This window comes from Telmatospirillum siberiense (genome assembly GCF_002845745.1).
Taxonomy (GTDB): Bacteria; Pseudomonadota; Alphaproteobacteria; order Rhodospirillales; family Magnetospirillaceae; genus Telmatospirillum; species Telmatospirillum siberiense.
The window spans coordinates 1-20,592 of sequence record NZ_PIUM01000057.1 but is presented as its reverse complement, the minus strand read 5'-3'; the positions used below and the strand labels follow the sequence as shown (position 1 = coordinate 20,592).

Annotated in this window: 19 protein-coding genes; 5 read left to right on the top strand and 14 right to left on the bottom strand. The window is 61.7% G+C overall.

Features of this window, described 5'->3' with window-relative positions; all coding sequences use genetic code 11:
• Positions 1–284: 284 nt before the first annotated feature.
• From CWS72_RS26620 to dprA, 4 genes are all read right to left on the bottom strand, one after another.
• Positions 285–1,850, bottom strand: coding sequence for a S41 family peptidase (locus tag CWS72_RS26620; RefSeq protein ID WP_101253700.1), 1,566 nt, complete (start codon positions 1,848–1,850; stop codon positions 285–287).
• 199 nt (positions 1,851–2,049) lie between these two features.
• The gene (gene rnr, locus CWS72_RS26615) at positions 2,050–4,290 is read right to left on the bottom strand and encodes a ribonuclease R (protein ID WP_101253699.1); all 2,241 of its coding nucleotides are present in this window, start codon (positions 4,288–4,290) and stop codon (positions 2,050–2,052) included.
• Between the two features lie 236 nt (positions 4,291–4,526).
• Positions 4,527–7,214, bottom strand: coding sequence for a type I DNA topoisomerase (gene topA, locus CWS72_RS26610; RefSeq protein ID WP_101253698.1), 2,688 nt, complete (start codon positions 7,212–7,214; stop codon positions 4,527–4,529).
• Between the two features lie 43 nt (positions 7,215–7,257).
• Positions 7,258–8,370 (bottom strand): DNA-processing protein DprA, encoded by a 1,113-nt coding sequence (dprA, locus tag CWS72_RS26605; protein WP_101253697.1) that lies wholly within the window; start codon positions 8,368–8,370, stop codon positions 7,258–7,260.
• 225 nt (positions 8,371–8,595) lie between these two features.
• Here dprA and CWS72_RS26600 point away from each other — a divergent pair, with 225 nt between their 5' ends.
• The 5 genes from CWS72_RS26600 to CWS72_RS26580 all read left to right on the top strand — a co-directional run bounded on the left by CWS72_RS26600 (position 8,596) and on the right by CWS72_RS26580 (position 13,331).
• Positions 8,596–9,540 (top strand): dihydrodipicolinate synthase family protein, encoded by a 945-nt coding sequence (locus tag CWS72_RS26600; RefSeq protein WP_158240838.1) that lies wholly within the window; start codon positions 8,596–8,598, stop codon positions 9,538–9,540.
• A gap of 76 nt (positions 9,541–9,616) precedes the next feature.
• Positions 9,617–11,137, top strand: coding sequence for a UxaA family hydrolase (locus tag CWS72_RS26595; protein WP_101253695.1), 1,521 nt, complete (start codon positions 9,617–9,619; stop codon positions 11,135–11,137).
• A 116-nt stretch (positions 11,138–11,253) separates the two neighbouring features.
• The gene (locus tag CWS72_RS26590) at positions 11,254–12,537 is read left to right on the top strand and encodes an MFS transporter (RefSeq protein ID WP_101253694.1); all 1,284 of its coding nucleotides are present in this window, start codon (positions 11,254–11,256) and stop codon (positions 12,535–12,537) included.
• 384 nt (positions 12,538–12,921) lie between these two features.
• Positions 12,922–13,104: a CsbD family protein gene (locus CWS72_RS26585; RefSeq protein WP_101253693.1), complete on the top strand. Its 183-nt coding sequence runs from the start codon at positions 12,922–12,924 to the stop codon at positions 13,102–13,104.
• A gap of 50 nt (positions 13,105–13,154) precedes the next feature.
• The gene (locus tag CWS72_RS26580) at positions 13,155–13,331 is read left to right on the top strand and encodes a DUF3309 family protein (RefSeq protein WP_101253692.1); all 177 of its coding nucleotides are present in this window, start codon (positions 13,155–13,157) and stop codon (positions 13,329–13,331) included.
• 60 nt (positions 13,332–13,391) lie between these two features.
• Here the strand turns inward: CWS72_RS26580 and CWS72_RS26575 are convergent, their stop codons facing one another.
• The 10 genes from CWS72_RS26575 to CWS72_RS26540 form a co-directional block, all read right to left on the bottom strand.
• On the bottom strand, positions 13,392–13,964 hold the full coding sequence (locus tag CWS72_RS26575) for a chemotaxis protein CheB (RefSeq protein ID WP_241911908.1): 573 nt from the start codon (positions 13,962–13,964) through the stop codon (positions 13,392–13,394).
• Between the two features lie 156 nt (positions 13,965–14,120).
• Positions 14,121–14,393 (bottom strand): hypothetical protein, encoded by a 273-nt coding sequence (locus tag CWS72_RS27580; protein ID WP_146002899.1) that lies wholly within the window; start codon positions 14,391–14,393, stop codon positions 14,121–14,123.
• A 150-nt stretch (positions 14,394–14,543) separates the two neighbouring features.
• On the bottom strand, positions 14,544–15,359 hold the full coding sequence (locus tag CWS72_RS26570; RefSeq protein WP_101253690.1) for a family 1 encapsulin nanocompartment shell protein: 816 nt from the start codon (positions 15,357–15,359) through the stop codon (positions 14,544–14,546).
• The gene (locus CWS72_RS26565; protein ID WP_101253689.1) at positions 15,356–15,736 is read right to left on the bottom strand and encodes an encapsulin-associated ferritin-like protein; all 381 of its coding nucleotides are present in this window, start codon (positions 15,734–15,736) and stop codon (positions 15,356–15,358) included. The genes CWS72_RS26570 and CWS72_RS26565 overlap by 4 nt, the downstream gene beginning before the upstream one ends.
• A 281-nt stretch (positions 15,737–16,017) precedes the next feature.
• On the bottom strand, positions 16,018–16,563 hold the full coding sequence (locus tag CWS72_RS26560; RefSeq protein ID WP_101253688.1) for a DUF1003 domain-containing protein: 546 nt from the start codon (positions 16,561–16,563) through the stop codon (positions 16,018–16,020).
• A gap of 313 nt (positions 16,564–16,876) precedes the next feature.
• On the bottom strand, positions 16,877–17,656 hold the full coding sequence (locus tag CWS72_RS26555; protein ID WP_199176009.1) for an IclR family transcriptional regulator: 780 nt from the start codon (positions 17,654–17,656) through the stop codon (positions 16,877–16,879).
• A 174-nt stretch (positions 17,657–17,830) separates the two neighbouring features.
• Positions 17,831–18,961 carry a sodium ion-translocating decarboxylase subunit beta gene (locus tag CWS72_RS26550; RefSeq protein ID WP_101253687.1) on the bottom strand — a complete coding sequence of 377 codons (1,131 nt, stop codon included), beginning with the start codon at positions 18,959–18,961 and terminating at the stop codon, positions 17,831–17,833.
• 16 nt (positions 18,962–18,977) lie between these two features.
• Entirely contained in the window at positions 18,978–19,142 is a 165-nt protein-coding gene (locus tag CWS72_RS28000; RefSeq protein ID WP_158240837.1) for a hypothetical protein, read from the bottom strand.
• Between the two features lie 46 nt (positions 19,143–19,188).
• Positions 19,189–19,602, bottom strand: a complete 414-nt coding sequence (locus tag CWS72_RS26545) for a biotin/lipoyl-containing protein (RefSeq protein ID WP_101253686.1) — start codon at positions 19,600–19,602, stop codon at positions 19,189–19,191.
• 30 nt (positions 19,603–19,632) lie between these two features.
• Positions 19,633–19,950: an OadG family protein gene (locus CWS72_RS26540; RefSeq protein ID WP_146002898.1), complete on the bottom strand. Its 318-nt coding sequence runs from the start codon at positions 19,948–19,950 to the stop codon at positions 19,633–19,635.
• Positions 19,951–20,592 lie beyond the last annotated feature (642 nt).

The following is a 20,592-nucleotide window of genomic DNA, read 5'->3' as shown; positions in this document are numbered from 1 at the left end:
ATATTGCCTTCGCCATGAGCGACCGGCTCGGCCTCCGCAATGTACGCATTTCGTGGCTCAATCCCACACCCCGCACAATCACTGTGTACGCTTCGCGGCCGCCGTCACCGATGACCCCGCAACACTCGTTACCAGGCGGGCGCTACCCCTTACCTGAGCCGGACTTCCACCGGCCGGATCGCGCCAGCTTTCCTGACGCACCGCTCATCGCGCCAACGCGGCGAGAATTGCTTTCGGAAGAACAGATTCGCGCGCGTTTACCCGATTGTCCTGGTCGGAACCGCCTACGGTTTATGGATTGGTGCGCTGGACGCCGTCGCCTGGGGGGCGAGAAGGCTCAAGGCATGGGTGTAAAGTGCGCGGTCTTGGATCAGTTCCCGGCCGACGTCGACATCCAGGGCCGTGTCGGTGTGTTTGGCGGCGGGACAGACCGCGCGCAATTGCTTGCGCTGTTGCTGGTCATCGATCCCGGTCTGGCGCCACAGGGCGATGTTGGCCGCCACCGAGGGATGGTTGTCGCGCAAGGGGGCCGTCAGGGTTGCCACCTGGGCGCGCTCATCGACGGTGCAGACCGTCGGCAGCACGCCGAGGCCATGCAAGGCATAGCCGCTGGGGGTATGGAAGCGCGACCAGGTCAGGGTCATTTCGCCCTTGTTGGGCATGCGGACGACGGTCTGCACCGTCCCTTTGCCGAAACTGTTGGTGCCGACGATGACGGCGCGTCCCGAATCCTGGAGGGCGCCGGCGACGATTTCGGCGGCCGACGCGGTGCCGCCGTCGATCAGGGCGACCAGAGGCATATCCTCGCCAGGATCCCCGGACTTGGCGTCGTAGCTTTGTACCGAGGCGGGATGGCGTCCCTTCGCCGAGACGATGCGCCCGTGGGCGATGAACAGATCCGCCACCGCCACGCCCTGATCGAGAAGGCCGCCGGGATTGCCCCTGAGATCCAGGATGATTCCCCTGAAGCCGGGCGTCGCCCTGGCCTTCTTCAGCGCGCTGCCGACATTGAAGGCGGTGCCGCTGTTGAAGCTGGTGATGGCGAGGACGCCGATGCCGTCTTTTATCGCCAGGCGGACCGTGGGTGGGACGATGAGGCTGCGCTCCAGGCTGACCTGGGTGGGGGCGGCGCCGTTCTTGCGCACGCTCAGATTGACCGAGGTGCCGACGGGGCCGCGCAACCGCTTCGAGATGGCCGGCTGGGCGAGGCCGGCGACGCTTGTATTGTCGATGGCCGTCACATGGTCGCCGACTTTCAGGTCCGCTTCGGCCGCCGGCGTCTCGGGCATGACCTCGGTGAGGACGATATCCTCGGGATGCAATTCGTAACGGATGCCGATGCCACCGAAGCCGTTGCGCGCCGCCTGATGTTCCGCGGCCTCCTGGGCGCCCGCGTAACGCGAGAAGATGTCCAGCTTGGAGAGCGTCGCGTCGAAGACCGCCTCATAGAGCTTTTCGCGGTCGATCGCATGCAGCGCCGTCGAATGGGGGGTGGCGTCGGCCGCCACCTCGACGACCAGATGCGCCCATGCCCTGGGATCCTCGTTCGGCGGCATGGGATATTCGCCGATCGTTTCATCGCGGTAGCGCAGCCGGAGCCGGTGTCCGGCCTGGCGTTCCATGGTGAGGGACGGATCGATGGAGGAAAGGCCGCGCAAGCCTTCCTGAGCCAGGTTGGAGACGACGACGGGGGTCAGGTACCGTTCCCTGATGGCCTCGAATCCAAAGGCCAGAACGCGCTCCGCCTGCGGGCTGGCGATCGTCGTGTCGTTGGCGCTGACCGACGCTTCGCTGAAAGGCGTGCATGCCGCGGCAAGGAAGAAACTACCGGCGAGATACCAACGAAACATCGGGGACGGGGCACTCACTGCAGGAACTTGTCGGTGACGGAATGGTCATTGGAATTATGTGCGGGGCATCTCGCTTTGGTACAGAAAAAAGCGACGAGCGGTCGGCGTTTTTCGCATGGTGACTGAAGCAAAAGGTCAAAAAAGGTCTAAGCGGGAACAACGCTTAGACCTTGAAGAGACGCAATTTTTCCAGGGAATTCTAGTGTTTTCGCCTGGGCGGTGGGCGTTTGCCGCGCGGACGGGCGCGGTCCCGCGGATCGGCCCCGCGGGGAGGCACCTTGGAGCGGGGGGCCTCCTTGCCGTTCAGCAGTTGGAACAGCAGGCTGCCGGTCAGGGCGTTGGCTTCGGCCAGTTCCACCTCGACGATGTCGCCCAGGCTGAAGGTCAGGCCGAAACGCTTGCCGACCAGGCAATGGCGGGTCTCATCGTGGATGTAATAGTCCTCGGGCAGGGACGAGACCGGTATCAGCCCGTCGGCTCCCGTCTCGTCGAGCGTGACGAAGAGGCCGAAACGGGTGACGCCGTTGATGCGCCCGGCAAAGCGGGCTCCCACCCGGTCGGCCAGGAATAGCGTGGTGAAGCGGTTGAGCGCATCGCGCTCGGCCGCCGCGGCGCGTCGCTCGGTCAGGGAAATATGTTCGCCGATCTCGGCGAAGCGTTCGATGGAATCGGCCGGAAGCGCTCCTGCGCCGAGGTTGAGCCCGTCGATCAGGGCGCGATGGACCAAAAGATCGGAATAACGCCGGATCGGCGAGGTGAAATGCGCGTAGCGGGCCAGCCCCAGGCCGAAATGGCCGATGTTTTCGGGGCTGTAGACGGCCTGTGCCTGGCTGCGCAGAACCACCTCGTTGATGAGATGCGCCTCGGGCGTTTCCCGGGCGGCGGCGAGGATCTGATTGAAGGCGGAAGCCCGCATCACCTGCCCCTTGGGCAGGGACAGCCCGACGGTGGAGAGAAAGTCGCGCAGTCCTTCCAGCTTTTCCCGCGACGGCACGTCATGCACCCGGTACATGCAGGGGCGGTGGGTGGCTTCGATCTGTTCGGCTGCGGCGACATTGGCGGCGATCATATAGTCCTCGATCAGCCGGTGACTGTCGTAGCGTTCCCGCGGGATGACCTTCTCGATGCGTCCGTCGGCACCGATGACCACTTTGCGTTCCGGCAGGTCGAGGTCGAGGACGCCGCGCCGTTCCCGGGCGGCGAACAGTGCCCGCCAGGCGCCGTAGAGCGGCTTCAGCACTGGTTCGAGCAGGGGGGCGGTGCCCTCGTCGGGCGCCCCGTCGAGGGCCCTCTGGACCCGTTCGTAGGTCAATCTCGCCTTGGAACGCATCAGTCCCCGGACGAACTCGTGCCTCCGCTTGTGGCCGTCGGCGTCGAGCCAGATATGGACGGCCATGCAGGGGCGGTCTTCGTCGGGTTTCAGCGAGCACCAGCCGTTCGACAGCGCTTCGGGCAGCATGGGGACCACGCGGTCGGGAAAATAGACGGAGTTGCCGCGTTTAAAGGCTTCATGGTCGAGGGCGTCGCCGGGCCGGACATACCAGGCGACGTCGGCGATGGCCACCAGGATGTGCCAGCCGCCGTCCTCCAAGGCTTCCGCCCAAACGGCGTCGTCGAAGTCCCGCGCGTCCTCCCCGTCGATGGTGACCAGGGGGATCATGCGCAGATCCGTCCGATTTTCCAGTGGAGCCGCCAGAGCCGCGTCGGCCTGGGCGATCACCTCTTCGGTGAATTCGTTGGGGATGTCGTGGGTCTGGATGGCCACCAGGCTGACCGTCCGGGGATTGTCCATGGATCCCAGCCGTTCGACCACGCGGGCCGGGCGCAGGCCGTAGGGGCGGCCCCCCGGCAGAATCTCGGCCAGCACCAGTTCACCGGGCTGTGCCGCATGCGAATCGGCGTGCAGGACGGAATAATCGGCCTTCTGGCGGCGATCGGTCGGCCGCAGCCGGCCCGCGCCGTCGGCGGTGTGTTCGTAGACGCCCAGGACCTTGGCCGGGCCGGCGGTGATGCGGCGCACCGCGCGTGCCTCGTAGATGCCTTCGCGCATGCGGCGCAAGCGGGCCAGAACGCGGTCGCCCATGCCCAGGGGGGCCTCGCCCCGGCGGCCCGGGGCCATATAAATTTTTGGCGGCCGTCCGTCCTCGGTCCAGGTCAGGGGCTTGGCCAGAAGCTCTCCGTCGTCATCGATCGCCGAGATTTCCACCACCATGGTCTCGGGCAAGGCACCCGGCCCGGCGAAACGCCGGCCACGGCCGCGCTCTATTTCTCCTGATTTCTCAAGATCCTTGATCATCTGACGGAGAATATTGCGATTTTCTGCCGTCAGATGAAAGGCGCGGGCGATTTCGCGCTTCCCCACGCGGCCGGGCGATTCGCGAATGAATTCGAGCAATTGCTCGCGGGTGGGAAGGGGAACATGTTTGGGCGGCTTGCTCATGGGGAATCCCCGCTTTCGCGCTTAAAGTATTCCCTCTCCCCTCGTGGGAGAGGGCGGGGCCCGCGAAGCGGGAGGGTGAGGCATGAATATGTTGGAACAAACATTTGTCTTATTGTCGCGCCGACGCGCGCTCCCCTCACCCGGCCGCTAAGGCGGCCACCCTCTCCCACGAGGGGAGAGGGTTAAGTTAGTGCCTATGCGCCTCGCGCGGGGATGACGAAAAAGACGGACTTAACTTATGACTCTTTCGTCGTCGTTTTCGCTGTGGCCTTGGGTTTGGCCGGCGCTTTCTTTTTCGCCGCGGGCTTTTTCGCGGCAGGTTTCTTGACCGCGGCTTTCTTTTCCGCCGGCTCGGCCTTTTCCTTCGCGGGCGCCTTCGCTTTCGCCTTTGGCGCGGCCTTGGCGGTCTTGCCCTTCTTCGTGCCGCCCTTGGCCACCTTGGCGGCCAGAAGGGCGAGGGCCTCCTCGAAGGTCACGTCGTCCTTGCCTTTCGGCAGATTGGCGTAAACGCCGTCGTGGCTGACATAAGGGCCGAATCGCCCCGAATTCTGGACTACCGGCTTGCCGTCGTCGGGATGCTCGCCCAGGGTTTTCCCCGGCGTCCGGGTTTTTCCCTTGGCATTGGCGAGCAGTTCGACCGCCCGGTTGATGCCGATTTCCAGCACGTCGTCATCGCGTCCCAGCGACTTGTAGATGGAGCCGTGCTTGAGGTAGGGGCCGAATTTTCCGATACCGGCGGTGATCGGCTCGCCGCTTTCCGGATGGGTGCCGATGGGGCGGGGCAGGGCGAGCAGCTTCAACGCCTTGTCCAGGGTGACGTCGATCGGTTCCAATCCCTTGTAAAGACTGACCCGTTTCGGCTTGGCGCCTTTTTCCTCGGCTTCTCCCAACTGGACGTAATGACCGTAGGGGCCCTTTTTCAAGGTGACGGGCAGGTTGCTGACGGGATCGGTGCCCAACTGCTTGGGGCCGTCCAGCGCCTCTTCGGCGGGACCGTCGCCGTTGCTCGCCATGGTCAGGGGGCGCGTGTACCGGCATTCCGGATAATTGGAGCAGCCGATGAAGGCGCCGAATTTGCCCAGTTTGAGGCTGAGCCTGCCGGTATTGCAGGTCTTGCAGGTGCGGGGATCGTGGCCGCTGGCGTCCGGCGGGAAGAAATGCGGCCCCAGGGCCTCGTCCAGCGCGTCCAGGACCTGGGAGACGCGAAGCTCGCGGGTATCCTCGACCGCCGCCGAGAAATGCTGCCAGAAGGAACGCAGCACCGTCTTCCATTCCAGCCGGCCGCCGGAAACGTCGTCGAGCTGATCTTCCAGTTCGGCGGTGAAATTATATTGGACGTAGCGGTTGAAGAAATTTTCCAGGAAAGCGGTGACCACCCGGCCGCGATCCTCGGGAATGAAGCGTCGCGCGTCCAGCCGGACGTAACTGCGCTCCTGCAGCACCGAAATGATCGAGGCGTAGGTCGACGGCCTGCCGATGCCCAATTCCTCAAGCTTCTTCACCAGGCTGGCTTCCGAATAACGCGGCGGCGGCTGGGTGAAATGCTGAAGTTTGCGCAGGTCCTTGCGCTCCATCGCCTCGCCCTCGGCGACGTCGGGCAGCAGTTTGTCGCCGTCGTCCTCCTCGGAATCGTCGCGGTCTTCACGATAGAGGGTGAGGAAGCCATCGAACTTGACCACCGATCCGGTGGCGCGGAAGCCGATCTTTGCGTCTTCCGAGACGATATCGACCGCCACCTGGTCGAGGATGGCGCTTTCCATCTGGCTGGCCACCGTGCGCCGCCAGATCAGTTCGTAAAGCTTCATCTGCTCGCGATCGAGGTAGGCCGCGACGTCGGCCGGGCGCCGCGAGACGTCGGTCGGACGGATCGCCTCGTGCGCCTCCTGGGCGTTCTTGGCCTTGGTCTTGTATATGCGCGGCGCGGAGGGCAGATAGGCCGCGCCATATTGCTTCTCGATCAGAGAGCGGGCGGCGCCGATGGCCTCGGCCGCCATCTGTACGCCGTCGGTTCGCATGTAGGTGATCAGGCCGACCGTCTCGCCGCCGATATCGATGCCCTCATAGAGCCTTTGCGCCACCTGCATGGTGCGGCTGGCCGGCAGATAAAGCTTGCGGGAAGCCTCCTGCTGGAGGGTCGATGTGGTGAAGGGCGGGGAGGGATGGCGCTTGGCCTGCTTCCGCTCGACCGTGTCGATATGATAGCGGGCGGCCAGCGCCTTGGCTTCCGCCATTTTGGCGGAGGCCTCGTCCTTCAGATCGAATTTGTCGAGCTTGGCGCCGTCCAGCCGGGTCAGCCCCGCCGTGATCTGCGCCTTGCGGGTGGTGAGGAAATCGGCCTCGACGGTCCAATATTCCTGGGCCCTGAAATTCTCGATCTCGCCTTCGCGTTCGCAGATCAGGCGCAGCGCTACCGATTGCACCCGGCCGGCCGAACGGGAGCCGGGAAGCTTCCGCCACAGCACCGGCGACAGGGTGAAGCCGACCAGATAGTCGAGCGCCCGTCGGGCCAGATAGGCGTCGACCAGTTCCTGATCGAGATCGCGCGGATTGCGCATGGCCTCCAGAATGGCCGTCTTGGTGATCTCATTGAACACCACGCGTTTGACGTCAAGGCCCTTCAGCGCCTTGCGCTCTTCGAGAACGCGGCGGACATGCCAGGAGATCGCCTCGCCTTCGCGATCCGGATCGGTTGCGAGGATCAGACCTTCGGCGCCCTTGAGGGCCTGGGCAATGTCTCGGATGTGCTTTTCCGACTTCGGGTCGGTTTCCCAATCCATGGTGAAATCGTCGTCGGGACGGACAGAGCCGTCCTTGGCGGGCAGATCCCTTATGTGGCCGTAACTGGCCAATACCGTATAGCCGGAGCCCAGATATTTATTGATGGTTTTAGCCTTGGCAGGCGATTCGACGACGACGATTTTCATGGGATTCCAAAAATATTCTTGGCAGGAGTTTCTGTTTTTTCTCTTACGGCAGAAGCGAAATCCGGTTGTCGGAATGACGCTCTAACCGTCCCGCGAGTTCCAACTCGATGAGGACCATCGAGACCACGGCCGGTGACAATTGGCATTGACGGATGATTTCGTCAACCGTTACGGGGGCGAAACTCAGGGCCGGAATGACGATTTCACGTGCCTGAGACATCTCGCCTTCGGCCGGTTCCACCGTGCCGAGGGTCTCGGCGGGGGCTGATGAATGGCGGAATGCTCCGGGTGGAGAGAGCACATCGAGCACGTCGGCGGCCGTTTCAACCAGGATGGCGCCCTGTTTGATCAGACCGTTGGTTCCCTGGCAGCGCGGGTCGAAAGGCGAGCCGGGAACGGCGAAAACGTCGCGTCCCTGGTCCAACGCCATGCGGGCCGTGATCAGGGATCCGGATTTCGGAGCGGCCTCGACGACCACGATGCCCCGGGCCAATCCTGAAATCAGGCGGTTACGCCGGGGAAAGTGGGTGGCCTGGGGAACGGTGCCTGGGGCCATTTCCGATATCACGCAGCCTTCGGCGCAAAGTCTTTCGTAGAGGCCGCGGTTTTCCTGCGGATAGACGTTATCGACGCCGCCCGCGAGAACGGCAATGGTGCCAGTCGGCAGGGCGCCGTCGTGAGCGGCGGTGTCGATTCCCCGCGCCATGCCCGAGACCACGACAAAACCGTTGCCGCCGAGATCGATGGCCAGCCCCTTGGCCATCCTGCGCCCAAGTGCGGAGGCGTTGCGGGCTCCCACGATGGCGACGGCGTCCGTGTTTAACAGAGCGGCGCGGCCTCGCACGGTGATCAGGGGGGCGGTATCGAGAGGTTTCAGCGCCTTCGGGAAATCGCTTTCGACCGAGGCGATCAAGCGGGCGCCCAAACGTCTCAGCGCGTCGAGTTCGCGTTCGGCCTCGGACATGCCGCAGATTCGCAAGGGACGGTTTTGCCCGCCGCGCCGGGCGATCCCCGGCAACATTTCCAGCGCCTTGGCCGGCGTGCCGAAACGGTCCAGTAATCGAAAAAACGTCGCCGGTCCGACGTTTTCGCTGCGATAGAGGCGCAGCCAGTCGCGGCGTTCGGCGTCACTCAGGATGCGTTGTTGCTCCCCCATGCGGGAAATCCTTGAGACAGCGGAGCGAACAAGTCAAGAACATTATGGCTTTGTTCCGCCTTTCGAAAAGATGGACTTGACCATTATTCCCGATTGGCGGCAGGATCGATCTGCATGCAGAACATAAGTTCTGTATATAGAACAAATAAGGGCATGCCCTTCCGGTTCGAAATCCAATCACCAGGCCGGCCTCACGGTCGCCTTGGAGCAGGTCGCAAGGATGAAATGATGATCAATGTTCGGTTGAGCGGGGTGATTCCCCCGTTGGTGACGCCGGTCGATGCGCAGGGGAAATTTGATGCCGCCGCCATGCGGGCGTTGTTGAAGCGCCAGATCGCGGCGGGCGTCAACGGTGTCCTTGTTCTGGGAAGCACCGGCGAGTTCAGCCAGATGGATGTCGCCATGCGCAAGGACATCCTGGAGCAGGTGGTCGCCGAGGTCGGAGGGCGTGTTCCCGTGCTCGCTGGCGTGGGCACGCCAAGTACCCGGGAAACCATCGCGCTGGCCCGTCATGCGAAATCCGTCGGGGTCGCCGCCGCTCTGGTGGTCAATCCCTATTACACCCCGCTGTCGGAAACCCATCTCCTGGCCCATTACCGGGAGATCGCCGACGGCGTCGACATGCCGTTGTTCCTCTATAATTATCCCGGCATGACGGGGCAGGACGTCGGCCCCGCCCTGGTCAGGGAGGTTGCGCTCACCTGTCCGAACTTCGTCGGCATCAAGGATTCCGTCGAAGCGATGTCCCATACCCAGCAGATCCTTCTGGACGTCAAGCCGGAGCGTCCGGACTTCATGGTCTTTTCCGGATTCGACGACCATCTGTTGCCCAATCTGATCCTGGGCGGCGATGGAGCCATTCCGGGGACGGCCAACTTCGCGCCGGAAGTTACCTGCGGACTCTATCAGGCTTTCCTGCGTCGCGATTATCCGTCGATGTTCGCCGCCCACCGGCAAATCGCCGCCTTGATGGCGATCTATCGGGTCGATACGCCCGTCTATGGTCCCATCAAGGAGGCGATCCGGATGACCGGCGTCTCCATTCCCCGCGATGTTCTGGCCCCCGCCCGCGAACTGGACACGAAGGGGCGCGAACGCGTCGCCGCCATCCTGAAGGCGGCTTTGCCCGACTTCGCCGCCGGCCTCGCATTGTCCGCCAGTCACGTCTGATACCGGCGAAAAGGTCTAACCAACGGTTCGACGCCAAGAGATCGTCTGGCCATCTTTCAGCCAAAGGAAAATAATCATGGAGAAAAGCAGTCCCATCATCGTGTTGCACGCCAACGATGACGTTGCCATCGCGCGTCGCAAGATCGCCGCCGGAGAGGTGCTGGACGAGGCGGGCCTGACCGCCGCCGAGGACATTCCGCTCGGTCACAAGATCGCGCGGCGCGACGTCGCGGCCGGCAATATGGTCAAGCGCTACAACCAGGGTATCGGCCTCGCCACGCGGGCGATCCGGTCCGGCGAGCATGTCCATCTGCAAAACCTCGGGATGGGCGATTTTCAGAAGGATTACGCTTTTTGCGAGGAATATCGGCCGGTCCGGCGCGATTCCGAGATCGAGACGTTCCTCGGTTTCCGTCGTGAAAACGGCAAAGTCGGAACGCGCAACGATATTGGCATCCTGATCTCGGTGAATTGCGCCGCCACGGCGGCGCGGATGATCGCCGATCATTTCCGTATGACGGGATTGGCCGACTTTCCCAATGTCGGCCGTGTGGTGCCGCTTACGCACAGCCTGGGATGCGCCGTCGGCGGCGGCAGCGAGCATCTGGAGATGCTGCGCCGGACGCTGGCCGGCTACGTCCGGCAGCCCAATTTCGGCGGTGTCGTGATGATCGGCCTGGGCTGCGAAACCAATCAGATCGCCGATCTGATCAAAAGCGAGGGCTTGGAGGAAGGACCGCTGTTCCGCACCATGACCATCCAGGAGACGGGTGGCACCGGCAAGACCATCGCCAAGGGGATCGCGGCGATCGAAGAAATGCTGCCGCTGGTCAATCGGATCCGGCGGGAGCCGATTCCGCTCAGCGAACTCGTCGTCGCCTTGGAATGCGGCGGTTCGGACAGCTGTTCAGGCATTTCCGCCAATCCGGTCGTTGGATATGCCGTCGACAGGCTGGTTCGTCAGGGCGGGACGGCGATCCTGTCGGAAACCCCGGAAATCTATGGTGCCGAACATCTGTTGACCCGCCGCGCCGCCTCGCGCCAGGTCGGGGAGAAATTGCTCGAGCGGTTCCGCTGGTGGGAGGACTATTGCCAGCGCGGCCGTGCCGAGATGAACAATAATCCCTCGGCCGGCAACAAGGTCGGCGGTCTCACCACCATTCTGGAAAAGTCTCTGGGGGCGGTTTCCAAGGGCGGCAGCACGAGTCTGAACGCCGTCTACGAATATGCCGAGCCGGTCAAGGCCCACGGACTGGTCTTCATGGACACCCCTGGCTACGACCCCTATGCCGCCACCGGGCAAATCGCCGGCGGGGCCAATCTCATGTGTTTCACCACCGGACGCGGTTCGGCTTTCGGAAGCGCGCCGGTGCCGTCCATCAAATTGGCCAGCAACAACGCGCTGTGGCAGCGCCAGGGCGAAGACATGGATCTCAACTGCGGCGGCGTCATGGAGGGAACCGATTCCATCGAATCCCTGGGCGAGGAGTTGTTCCGTCTGATGTTGCGGGTCGCTTCCGGGGACGCCAGCAAAAGCGAGCGGTTTGGCTACGGCGACACCGAGTTTGCCCCCTGGAGTGTCGGCGCGATCATGTAATGGCGAAGAGGTTATAAAATAATAAAAACCTCTTTTTGGTGTGGAGGATAATCGTGTCTATAGAATCAACCGAAAAAAACAAACCGACGAATGTAAGGTGGAGGATATTCATCCTGATGATGGTGCTTGGGGCCATCAACTATATAGATCGCAGTTCCTTATCCATCGCGGTTCCCTATATCAGCCAGGACTACAATATTACCGATGCCCGGGTGATCGGGCTCCTGCAAAGCGCTTTTTTCTGGGCTTATGCGCTGATGCAACTTCCCTGTGGCGTTCTGGCCGACCGGTTCAGTCCGCGGACCCTGATCGGAACGGCGACGGTCGTCTGGGGGGCTTTCCAGGGACTGGGGGCGCTTTGCGGCAACTATGTGACGTTCGCCTTGACGCGCGTCGGGCTCGGCGTTTCGGAAGCCCCGATCATGCCCGCCGGGGCGAAACTGATGGGGGTCTGGCTGACCCCCAACGAACGCGGGCGCGGGTCGATGCTGCTTGATGGCGGCGCCGCTCTCGGCACCTCGGTGGGGGCAGTGATCATCACCGGTCTGATCGGCTTCTTCGGATCGTGGCGTGCGGCGTTCCTGATCGCCGGCCTGGGCACCGTCCTGGCCGGCGTGTTCGCCTTCTATTTCATCCGTAGCCGGCCTTCCGAGCATCGCGGCGTCAATGCCTTGGAACGGGCCTATATCGAGGCGACCAACCACAGCGCCGCCGTGAAGAGCGAATCCCGGCTCAGTTTCGCGACGGTGCGTCCCTATCTGCGCCAGCGCAATGTTCTTGCGTTGATCGGCGGGTGGTGTTGCTACAGCACCGTCTTCTATGGCCTGATGGTCTGGGCGCCTTCCTATCTGCAGGCGACCCACGGCTTCAATCTCAAGGAGATGGGAAGCGCCGTCGCCTTGATGTTCTTCCTTTGCTTCGTGGGGCAGCAACTGGGCGGGCTGATTGCCGACCGCTGGCGCAAGGCGGGCGGACGACCCAACGTCATCTATCATACGATGTTCTCCATTTCGGCCATCGTCTCGGGTGCCAGCGTCTTCGCGGTCACCAGGGTGAGCGATCCCGTCATGGTCATCGTTTTGCTGAGCACGGCGCTGTTTCCCTTGCGCTGGGCCAGCATGTACTGGTCCATCCCCGGACTGCTGGGAGCGCAGTCGGTGGCCGGCACCATTTGCGGCACGATGAACTTCTGCTCGAATCTGACGGCCGCGATCGTGCCCATCATCGTCGGCTTCATTGTCGAAGCGACGGGATCCTATTTCTTCGCCATGATGTTCTTCGGCGCCGCGGCTGTCGGCTATCTGTTCTGCTCGCTCAGCATCAATTTCGACCGGCCGATGTCCCTGGCGGAAAACCGGGATCGGGCCGGTGCGGGTTTGTCGGCCGCCGTCGAAGGCTGACCATCCCGACCGGAGCGTGATTCGATTTCAAAGTTCCAACTATAGAATATGCAAATGTTCCGGCGGTCCGCCCCAGGCGTGGCCGCCGGAATGGTCTTTTTTCGGGGCTGGCCGAGGGCTCCCGAAATCTTCCCGGCCATGGCGCAAGACCCGGGCGGCGTTTCTCGCCCGCCGTAGCGGAGCGTAGGCGTGCGATGGAATCAAGAGGGTTGGGAGCGATGATTTCGCGATAAGCCCTAAGTAAATTCCGATCCTTCCGCGCTTACCGGATTGGCCCCTATTCTGAACCTGACGTTATTGGTGAGAGCCTCCGCCCTCCTTTGGCTGCGGAGGCTTCTCAAAAAATCTGCCCGCAATGGCATTGGAAAGTGGAGAAACGGCAACATGGACAAAGATCGTATCGCCGGCGCCGCCAAACAGGCAAAGGGCGCCATCAAAGAAGCGACGGGCAAAGCCTTGGGCGACGCCAAACTGACCGCCAATGGCAAAAGGGACAAGGCGGAAGGACGCGTGCAGAACGCCATCGGAGGGGTGAAGGACGCCGTCCGGGGTTCACTGAAATCGTAATATCCATCAATCGTATGCCGGAAAGAATTTGGCGTACGGGGAGATTATAAATGCCTACGATCCTTGTAATTGTACTGTTGCTTCTCATATTCGGCGGCGGCGGTGGGTACTACGGATATGGACTTTACGGCGGCGCCGGACTGGGTGGAGCTCTTGGCTTCGTGCTGTTGATTGTCGCCGTACTCTGGTTCTTCGGTGTTCTCGGCGGTAGAAGTAGTCGTTCCTGAGCCAATGAGAGCCCGACACCGGCCGGAAGCTCCGGTAACGGCATTCGGCGATAGGGTCGGCTAAGCTTTTTCCTGCGCGATTCTCACTATTTCCCGAGCGATATTCTCGGGTGACAAAATGAAATCGACGCACCCGCTTGCGATGGCGCTTGCCGGCATCTCCGGTTGCCAAGCCGTGTCGGGCGTCTGTGCGATGGTAATACCCCCGACGTCCCTGATACCGCACAGTGCGGCGGAGCCGTCGCCGTCATACCCGGAGACAATGACGGCGATCAGCCTGCCATCCCAGTGATGGGCCAGGGAACGCAGAAAAACCGTGATCACGTCCGGCCATCCTCTGGGTTTCGAGATTGGTTTAAGACGAAATTCTCCGTCAAGAACATGCAAATCGCGCTGAGATGGGATGATGAACACATGGTCGGGCTGGATGGATAGTCCTTCCGTGATCAGCTCAACCGGCATCTCCGTATAACGGGGAAGAATCTCGTGGAGTTGCGTGGCAACGATTCTCAGATGATTAACAATAACGATGGCGACTCCCATATCCGCCGGCAAATCCCGGAGCAATCGAATATAGGCGTCGAGGCCACCGGCCGAACCGCCCACACAGACGATGGGAAAGTCCTTTTTCACGGTCTCCGCTTTCAGAGGCGGGCACGGACGAGAGCCGACCCGCCATCCAGGATCATGCAGTTGCTGTATTTGGACTCGGGAAAGCCGGCCAGCGAGTCCCTATTCTCGAAGACGCTCATGCGTTTCGCATAAGCAATTGCAACAACCGGCCGTGTCTCACGGCGTTGTGATTGACGATGTGTGTTTGTCGGTGGGATGAAAGCCCATGATGAAGAGGTCCGGGGCAAAAACCTGAATGCGCGCCGTGCCCTCGACCTCGGCTAACGTGACAATCTTGCCGACATGCGGAAGACGGGTTATCGCGTCGACCTGCCATTTGATGACTATGCGGCCGCATTTTTCAAAACGGTCACCAATCGCAAGGTCGTTGGGATCGGCTAATGCGTTTTTCGGGAACGCCTCCTCGGTTCTTGAAGGTGGCGAACGCATGTTTATCCCTCGTCCAACATTATCTTTTACTGGTTGCATGAGTTGCCTCTATCTCCAATGGAATTTCCGATAGTTACCTTGATATGCTTAGGTTATTCTTGGAAATAGCCGTAAATACGGCATGGATGCCCCGAATCGGGGAGGCGGACCTTATGCCGCGTTCTTCCCTTCATGGGCCAGCGGAACAGCCGCTTGCGGCGACAGCAGCCGAAAAGTGAAGCTCTCCTCGATATAGAGGCCAATTTTTTTCGCATCGTGGTCGAGATAGCCGATAGAGAAATCCCGCCCGACGACCAATTGGAAATCGCCTCCCCGCAGGGAGACGACGACCACACCGGTGAGGCCCGGCGCCCAGACAAGGGGGCCTTCGACGATGCGGCGGATATGATCGAGAACGGGATAGCCCCCGGTGGTCGTCTCGGTAAGACCGGTGTAACACCGCTCGCTCAATGCCACCGCATAAGGCCCGTCGACCCCGGCATCGCGAAGTTTGTTGATGGCGCCTGCAATGATCGTCGGATAGCTCTTAAAATCATCGCCGAGCGGCAAACCGTTGCCTGCCTTCGACTGGCAAATGCCCAGAATATTGGCCGCCGGATAACCGTGAAAGATGGCGACATCCTCGGCAATCGCTATTCGCCGCGCCGCGGCGATGACTGAATCAAGGTCCGCATCCGCAGCGCCACGGTCGATCGCCTCGATCTCGCTTCGCGGCAATTCGAATGGAACCCTGATCTCGACCAACGGCTGGACCTGCCGGAGATGCGCTTCGACGGCGCCGTGTGGCGGCGGGATCGATACGGCCCGTCCGGTTCCGACGGCGGAGACGGCAAACCCTTGAGGACCGACAAAGTCAACGATCCGTCTTCCGGCGAGCATGGTCTTGAGAGTGCGCTGCGCCTCCTTTTCTATCTCCAGCCAGGCCGGCGCGGAAACAGGAGCGAGTTCGCGATACAGATTATTCATGATGCCTCTCCGCGCAAACCGCCAATGCCCAGGGATTCATCGGCCGCGAGGTCGGGCGATGTGGTCGCGGTCTTCGCCGCGGCCTCCAGTCCGGTGATTTGACCATCGCTGAACAGATAGGTTTTCATGAAGCCGCTTAAGGCCGCGTCGCGACGGCGCAGCCATTCCAGCAGCATGGCGGCATGCTCTTTTTCCTCGTCACGATTGTGAACAAGGATCGCGCGCAATTCCTCGTCGTCGGTCGCCTGCACCCGCTGGTCGTACCAGTCGATCGCCTCGAGCTCCTCCATGATGGATACGATCGCCCGGTGGCGATCGATCGCTTCGGGCCCGAGTCGCGCCGGGTCCTCATGCAAAGATGCGCTGGATGCCGCCATGTTATCGTCTCCGGAGGTTGATCTTCAATTGATAAAGCGAGTTCTTCGTGTCGGGAACATTTCAGGGTGGTTGGCTCGCCGAGGACTTGTGAACGATCACATTCTCTTTCATGAGAACATCACTGTTGCCACGCGGCCAGCCTCGTCTGGTCGCCACATCAAAATCGTAGCTTCGCCGAAGCAGGAGAGGCAGAGTCGGAAACTACTCAATTCGAACAGTGCGATGATCGGTCTGACGTCGATAGACTCGGGGATGACTTGCTCGCCCTAACGGTCGAGCATCAGTTCTTCTCCTCGGCGATCACCCGGTTCACCTCCTCGATCGCCGTCAGCACGGCGCTCGGGTCGGCGGGCTTCGCCATCGCCGTCGCGTCACTGTCGACGCGATCTTGTACGTGTGGACTGTCTCGGCGCAACTCTTCCAAAAGTTCAATGATTTTCGCGCTCTTGCGCTCACCCAGGATAGCGAGTTCAAGGGTAAGTTGATCGCGATGCCGCGCGAGTCCATCTTCGCGGCGCTGCGTGGTCAGGATGAGCGCCGTAATATAAACGGCGGCGACGGAGGCTGCCGCCTCCAACCACTGAAAGGGGGGCGGATCGGGTGGATGGCCCCCCGTCCACAGGATGGCCAGATTGAGCGAGATCCAACCGATGATGGCCAAAGTCAACACCATCACCAAGGCGGGATGGCTTAGTTTCGCCACCGCGGAGTCGAGGAAGCGCTGAACCGGGGTCGCTTTCCGGTGGTAAGGCTGGCTGTGCAATTCGGAAACTGCCTGCACATGCTCGTCGGCCCGAATCGGGGAGCTCTGCGTACCGTCGTCCATCTTTTCGCTCTTTCGATGGGGTGAGGCTGGATCAGCCGTTGCGATGCCGACTGCCGAATAGCGGCCCCCATTCCGGCGCCATGCGCTCTTCGCGTTGAGCCTCTGCGATCGGCTTCCCGGAATCGCATGCTTGCCCGGTCACTCTGGTTTTCCCCGAGTGGGCTGACCGTTAAAACCGGTGGATATTAAAGGTTCCCGCACGCGTCGGGCACCCCGGGAATCTACTTAGAGAATCGTGAGCAAGATTTGACGAAACTGTAGGATATGCGGGTTCCGGAGGCCCCCCCCCCGCAAAAAAAACGTGGCCGCCTTTTCAGCGGTGGCCGAGGGCTGTCGAAATTTTCTCAGCCGTGGCGCAGACCTGGGCGGCGAGTTCGGGGAAGCGTTCGACGTCGATTTGCAAGATGGTGCCGACGGCGCTGATCGCCGCGATGACGTTGCCGCGCATGTCCCGGATGGGAGCGGAGACGCATCGGATGTTCGGGACGTCCTCCTCGTCGTCGGTCGCCCATCCCCGGCTGCGGACCAGGGCCAGATGCTCCTTCAAGGCGCGGGCGTCGGGCAGTGTGTTCGGCGTGTTTATCCTCCAGTCGACATGTGTCAGGACCTGGTCCAGTTGCAGTTCGGGGAGCCAGGCCAGCAAGGCCTTGCCAAGCGAAGAACTGTAGAGCGAAACCCGCTTTCCGACCCAGGTGTTGACCTTGATCGGCAAGTTTCCGTCGACCTTGGCGAGATAGACCGCCTCATGCCCCTCCAGGACGCCCAGATGGCAGGTCAGTTGCACATCGTTGGTCAGGGCGCGCAGGTAGGGCAGCGCCTCGCGCTCGACGATGCGTTGGCTGGCGGCGATCGAGCCCAGTTCGAACAGCCGAAGTCCCAGCATATGCTTGCCGTCCGTCGAGACCTGGAGCAGACCCAACTGGCAGAGAGACGAAATAAGCTGATGCGTCGAGCTTTTGGCAAGGCCGCTGTTTTTCTGGATCTGGCTGAACGTGATTCCCGGTTCCCGCGCCACGATGTCGATGATGGACATCGCCTTGGCCAATGCGGGTACCAGGAGCGGTGGAGGGGGCATATCGGAGGGTGACGTCATGGTCGTATTTTTCATTCTTGCGCTTGAGCGGGGGCCGACAACGAGACGATGCCGCCGGATGACGAATGGTAATCACGCCACGCGTCGGTGTCTCGTCACAATTCGCCAAGCAGGCCGTTGGGTAAGGTCTCCCGTGGTTCCTGGAATGATGTTGCCACGTCGACTCCGCACCTCTCACTTCACGCCGAGGAGCGCCAGCATGATGCCGCCCGAGATGGCGGTGCCGAAGACGCCGGCCAGATTGGGGCCCATGGCGTGGTAGATCAGATAGTTTTCCTTGTTTTCGCGCAGCGCCACGATGTGCGAGACGCGCGCGGCGATCGGCACTGAGGCGATGCCGGCCGAACCCAGCAGCGGATTGATCTTTTCCTTGAGGAAGAGGTTCATGATCTTGGCGCCGACCACCCCCGACGCCGTGCCGAAGACGAAGGCGACCAGGCCGAGAACGACGATTTCGATAGTCTTGACGGTGAGGAACTTGTCGGCCGCCATGGTCGAGCCGATGGCCACCGTCAGGATGATGATGATGATGTTCATTACGTCGTTGGCCGCCGTCTTGGCCAGACGGTCGGTGACCAGCACCTCCTTGAACAGGTTTCCCAGCATCAGCATGGTGATCAGCGGCGCCACCGGCGGAAAGAACAAATTGACGATGACGCCGATGACGATGGGGAAGGCGATCTTTTCCAACCGGCTGATCGGGCGGGTCTGCTTCATGGTGATCAGCCGTTCCTCATGGGTGGTCAAAAGACGCATCACCGGCGGCTGAATGAGCGGCATCAGGGCCATGTAGGAATAGGCGGCGACGGAAACCTGGGGAAGCAGGTGAGGGGCCAGCTTCATGGTCACGAAGATGGCCATCGGACCGTCGGCGCCGCCGATGATGCCGATGGCGCCGGCTTCATGAATGGTGAAGCCCAGGGCCTTGGCGCCGATCAGGGCGACGAAGATGCCCAGATGGGCGGCGGCCCCCAAAATCACCAGTTTCGGATTGGCGATCATCGGACCGAAATCGGTCATGGCGCCGACGCCGAAGAAGATCAGGGGCGGGATGATCAGCAGGGCGACGCCCTGATAGGCGTAATGAAACAGGCCGCCGGGCAGGATCAGGTCGGATCCCGGAATGTTGGAGATGATGCAGGAGAAGCCGATGCCGACCAGCAGCAGCGGTTCATAGCCTTTGCTGACCGCCAGATAGATCATGCCGGCCCCGATGGCGATCATCACCACGTTGCCCCACCAGAACTGGCTCAATCCCGTCTGGGCTTCCAGCGCTCCCGCGAAGGAGATCAATTGTTCGAACACGGTTTATGCCCCCGGATCAGTGCTGGCCTTGGCGCAGCTTCGCTTCGTCGACTTTGCCCAGGCGGTTGAACAGGGGGAACAACGCCAGGATGAAGCCGATGCCTGAAATCATGACGATGCTCAAGGTGAAGTCGATGACGCTGAGCAGCACGGCGCCCTCGATGGAATCGGGAACAATCATCTTCGATACTCCTTCGTTCCCGGCATGATCCGCTTCGATCGGCCGGTCATCCGACGGTCAGCAGGACTTGGCCGGTCTCGACCCCCTCATGGGCGGATACGGCGATTCTCGTCACCGTGCCGCCATGCTTGGCGAAAACATCCGTTTTCATTTTCATCGCCTCGATGACGGCGATGCGGTCGCCGACCCGAACCTGGGCGCCCAGTCCCACTTCGATGGAGACGATGACGCCGGCCAGCGGGGCTACCTCGTCACCGGCCTGGGCCGGCGCGGACGCCACTGTCGCCGCCGGCGCTGGCGGGGCGCCAATGGCGGCAACCGGCGCCGGCGCTGCGGACAGTGCGGGGGCGGGAGAGGCGGCCGGCAGGGCAGGCGCAGGTTCGGTGGCGTCGCTCGACAACTCTTCTACGACGACGTTGTAGGGACGGCCTTCGACGGTGATGCGAAACTTCTTGAACATGAAGCGGCTCCTTGGCGTGCGAGCGGTACTTTAGTGAAGATTGTGCGAGGTCTGGTGCATCCACCGGCCTTCCGCCGACCAACTCGCGCCGCTGTGGGTGTCTTGGATATGAACTATGCGATGTCCGGACATCATGGCGCCCACCGCCGCGGCGATGACCACGATATCGTCATTGACCTGAGGGCCGACGCCGTTCGTCATAACGGGAACGGCTTGTCCTTCCGATGCGGTTTCCTCGGGCGGCGGCTGTATCCGGCGCAGGAATGCGGCAAGGATGCGAAAGATCCAGTAAAGGCACGTGCCCGCGCCGATGACGGCGAGAACGCCTTCGATCGTGGCCCCCGTCATGACAGGCCTCCGTGCGATGCGCGATGCCGAACCGATACCGTGCATGAGGCGCGGGAATCGGGGTCTGGATATTCGTGGAAATGAGTGCCTGACGTCATGATCTTATTGTCCCGGCAAGACGGATGAAGCTGTCGCCGCAACGATATTGCCATTTGTTTGGTGATATCTCGGATAGATCGATTATCACACGACCAATGGTAGGAATACGCCGGGGAAAGGGAAGTATTTTCTTTTGGAATGATTTGCGTAAGCGGCCGATCCTCGCGGAATCCCGAGATTGGAGGATCATGCCAATAAGTTATGCGCTATTCTAAATCGGCATTAGGTTCCAGGAATACCACGTTTCGATGAGCGGGGCTCATCGAAACGTGAGGGCATGCGAGCTTATGCGAGCGGTACCCCAGGGGCACCCGCCCAGGCGCAGAAAAAGAGAAACGATCCGCCCCCGGAGAGACGGATCGTTTTGTTGTCATGGTATAAAACGGGACGAGAGCTTTCCTCTGACGCCCGTGCCCCGTTTAGCGGGTTCTCAGCGTCATTGAGCCGCCGCCGGTTCGAAGCCGAGGTTGACCATGAGCTTGATGAGGACGTCCTTGGCGGCGTCCGAGATCATGGTTCCGGGCGGGAAGATGGATGCGGCGC

Bases quoted from the DNA above. Each gene is read 5' to 3' on its own strand.
- CWS72_RS26620 (WP_101253700.1), bottom strand. From the start codon at position 1,850: ATGTTTCGTTGGTATCTCGCCGGTAGTTTCTTCCTTGCCGCGGCATGC.
- rnr (WP_101253699.1), bottom strand. From the start codon at position 4,290: ATGAGCAAGCCGCCCAAACATGTTCCCCTTCCCACCCGCGAGCAATTG.
- topA (WP_101253698.1), bottom strand. From the start codon at position 7,214: ATGAAAATCGTCGTCGTCGAATCGCCTGCCAAGGCTAAAACCATCAAT.
- dprA (WP_101253697.1), bottom strand. From the start codon at position 8,370: ATGGGGGAGCAACAACGCATCCTGAGTGACGCCGAACGCCGCGACTGG.
- CWS72_RS26600 (WP_158240838.1), top strand. From the start codon at position 8,596: ATGATGATCAATGTTCGGTTGAGCGGGGTGATTCCCCCGTTGGTGACG.
- CWS72_RS26595 (WP_101253695.1), top strand. From the start codon at position 9,617: ATGGAGAAAAGCAGTCCCATCATCGTGTTGCACGCCAACGATGACGTT.
- CWS72_RS26590 (WP_101253694.1), top strand. From the start codon at position 11,254: ATGATGGTGCTTGGGGCCATCAACTATATAGATCGCAGTTCCTTATCC.
- CWS72_RS26585 (WP_101253693.1), top strand. From the start codon at position 12,922: ATGGACAAAGATCGTATCGCCGGCGCCGCCAAACAGGCAAAGGGCGCC.
- CWS72_RS26580 (WP_101253692.1), top strand. From the start codon at position 13,155: ATGCCTACGATCCTTGTAATTGTACTGTTGCTTCTCATATTCGGCGGC.
- CWS72_RS27580 (WP_146002899.1), bottom strand. From the start codon at position 14,393: ATGCGTTCGCCACCTTCAAGAACCGAGGAGGCGTTCCCGAAAAACGCA.
- CWS72_RS26570 (WP_101253690.1), bottom strand. From the start codon at position 15,359: ATGAATAATCTGTATCGCGAACTCGCTCCTGTTTCCGCGCCGGCCTGG.
- CWS72_RS26565 (WP_101253689.1), bottom strand. From the start codon at position 15,736: ATGGCGGCATCCAGCGCATCTTTGCATGAGGACCCGGCGCGACTCGGG.
- CWS72_RS26560 (WP_101253688.1), bottom strand. From the start codon at position 16,563: ATGGACGACGGTACGCAGAGCTCCCCGATTCGGGCCGACGAGCATGTG.
- CWS72_RS26555 (WP_199176009.1), bottom strand. From the start codon at position 17,656: ATGACGTCACCCTCCGATATGCCCCCTCCACCGCTCCTGGTACCCGCA.
- CWS72_RS28000 (WP_158240837.1), bottom strand. From the start codon at position 19,142: ATGATTGTTCCCGATTCCATCGAGGGCGCCGTGCTGCTCAGCGTCATC.
- CWS72_RS26545 (WP_101253686.1), bottom strand. From the start codon at position 19,602: ATGTTCAAGAAGTTTCGCATCACCGTCGAAGGCCGTCCCTACAACGTC.
- CWS72_RS26540 (WP_146002898.1), bottom strand. From the start codon at position 19,950: ATGACGGGGGCCACGATCGAAGGCGTTCTCGCCGTCATCGGCGCGGGC.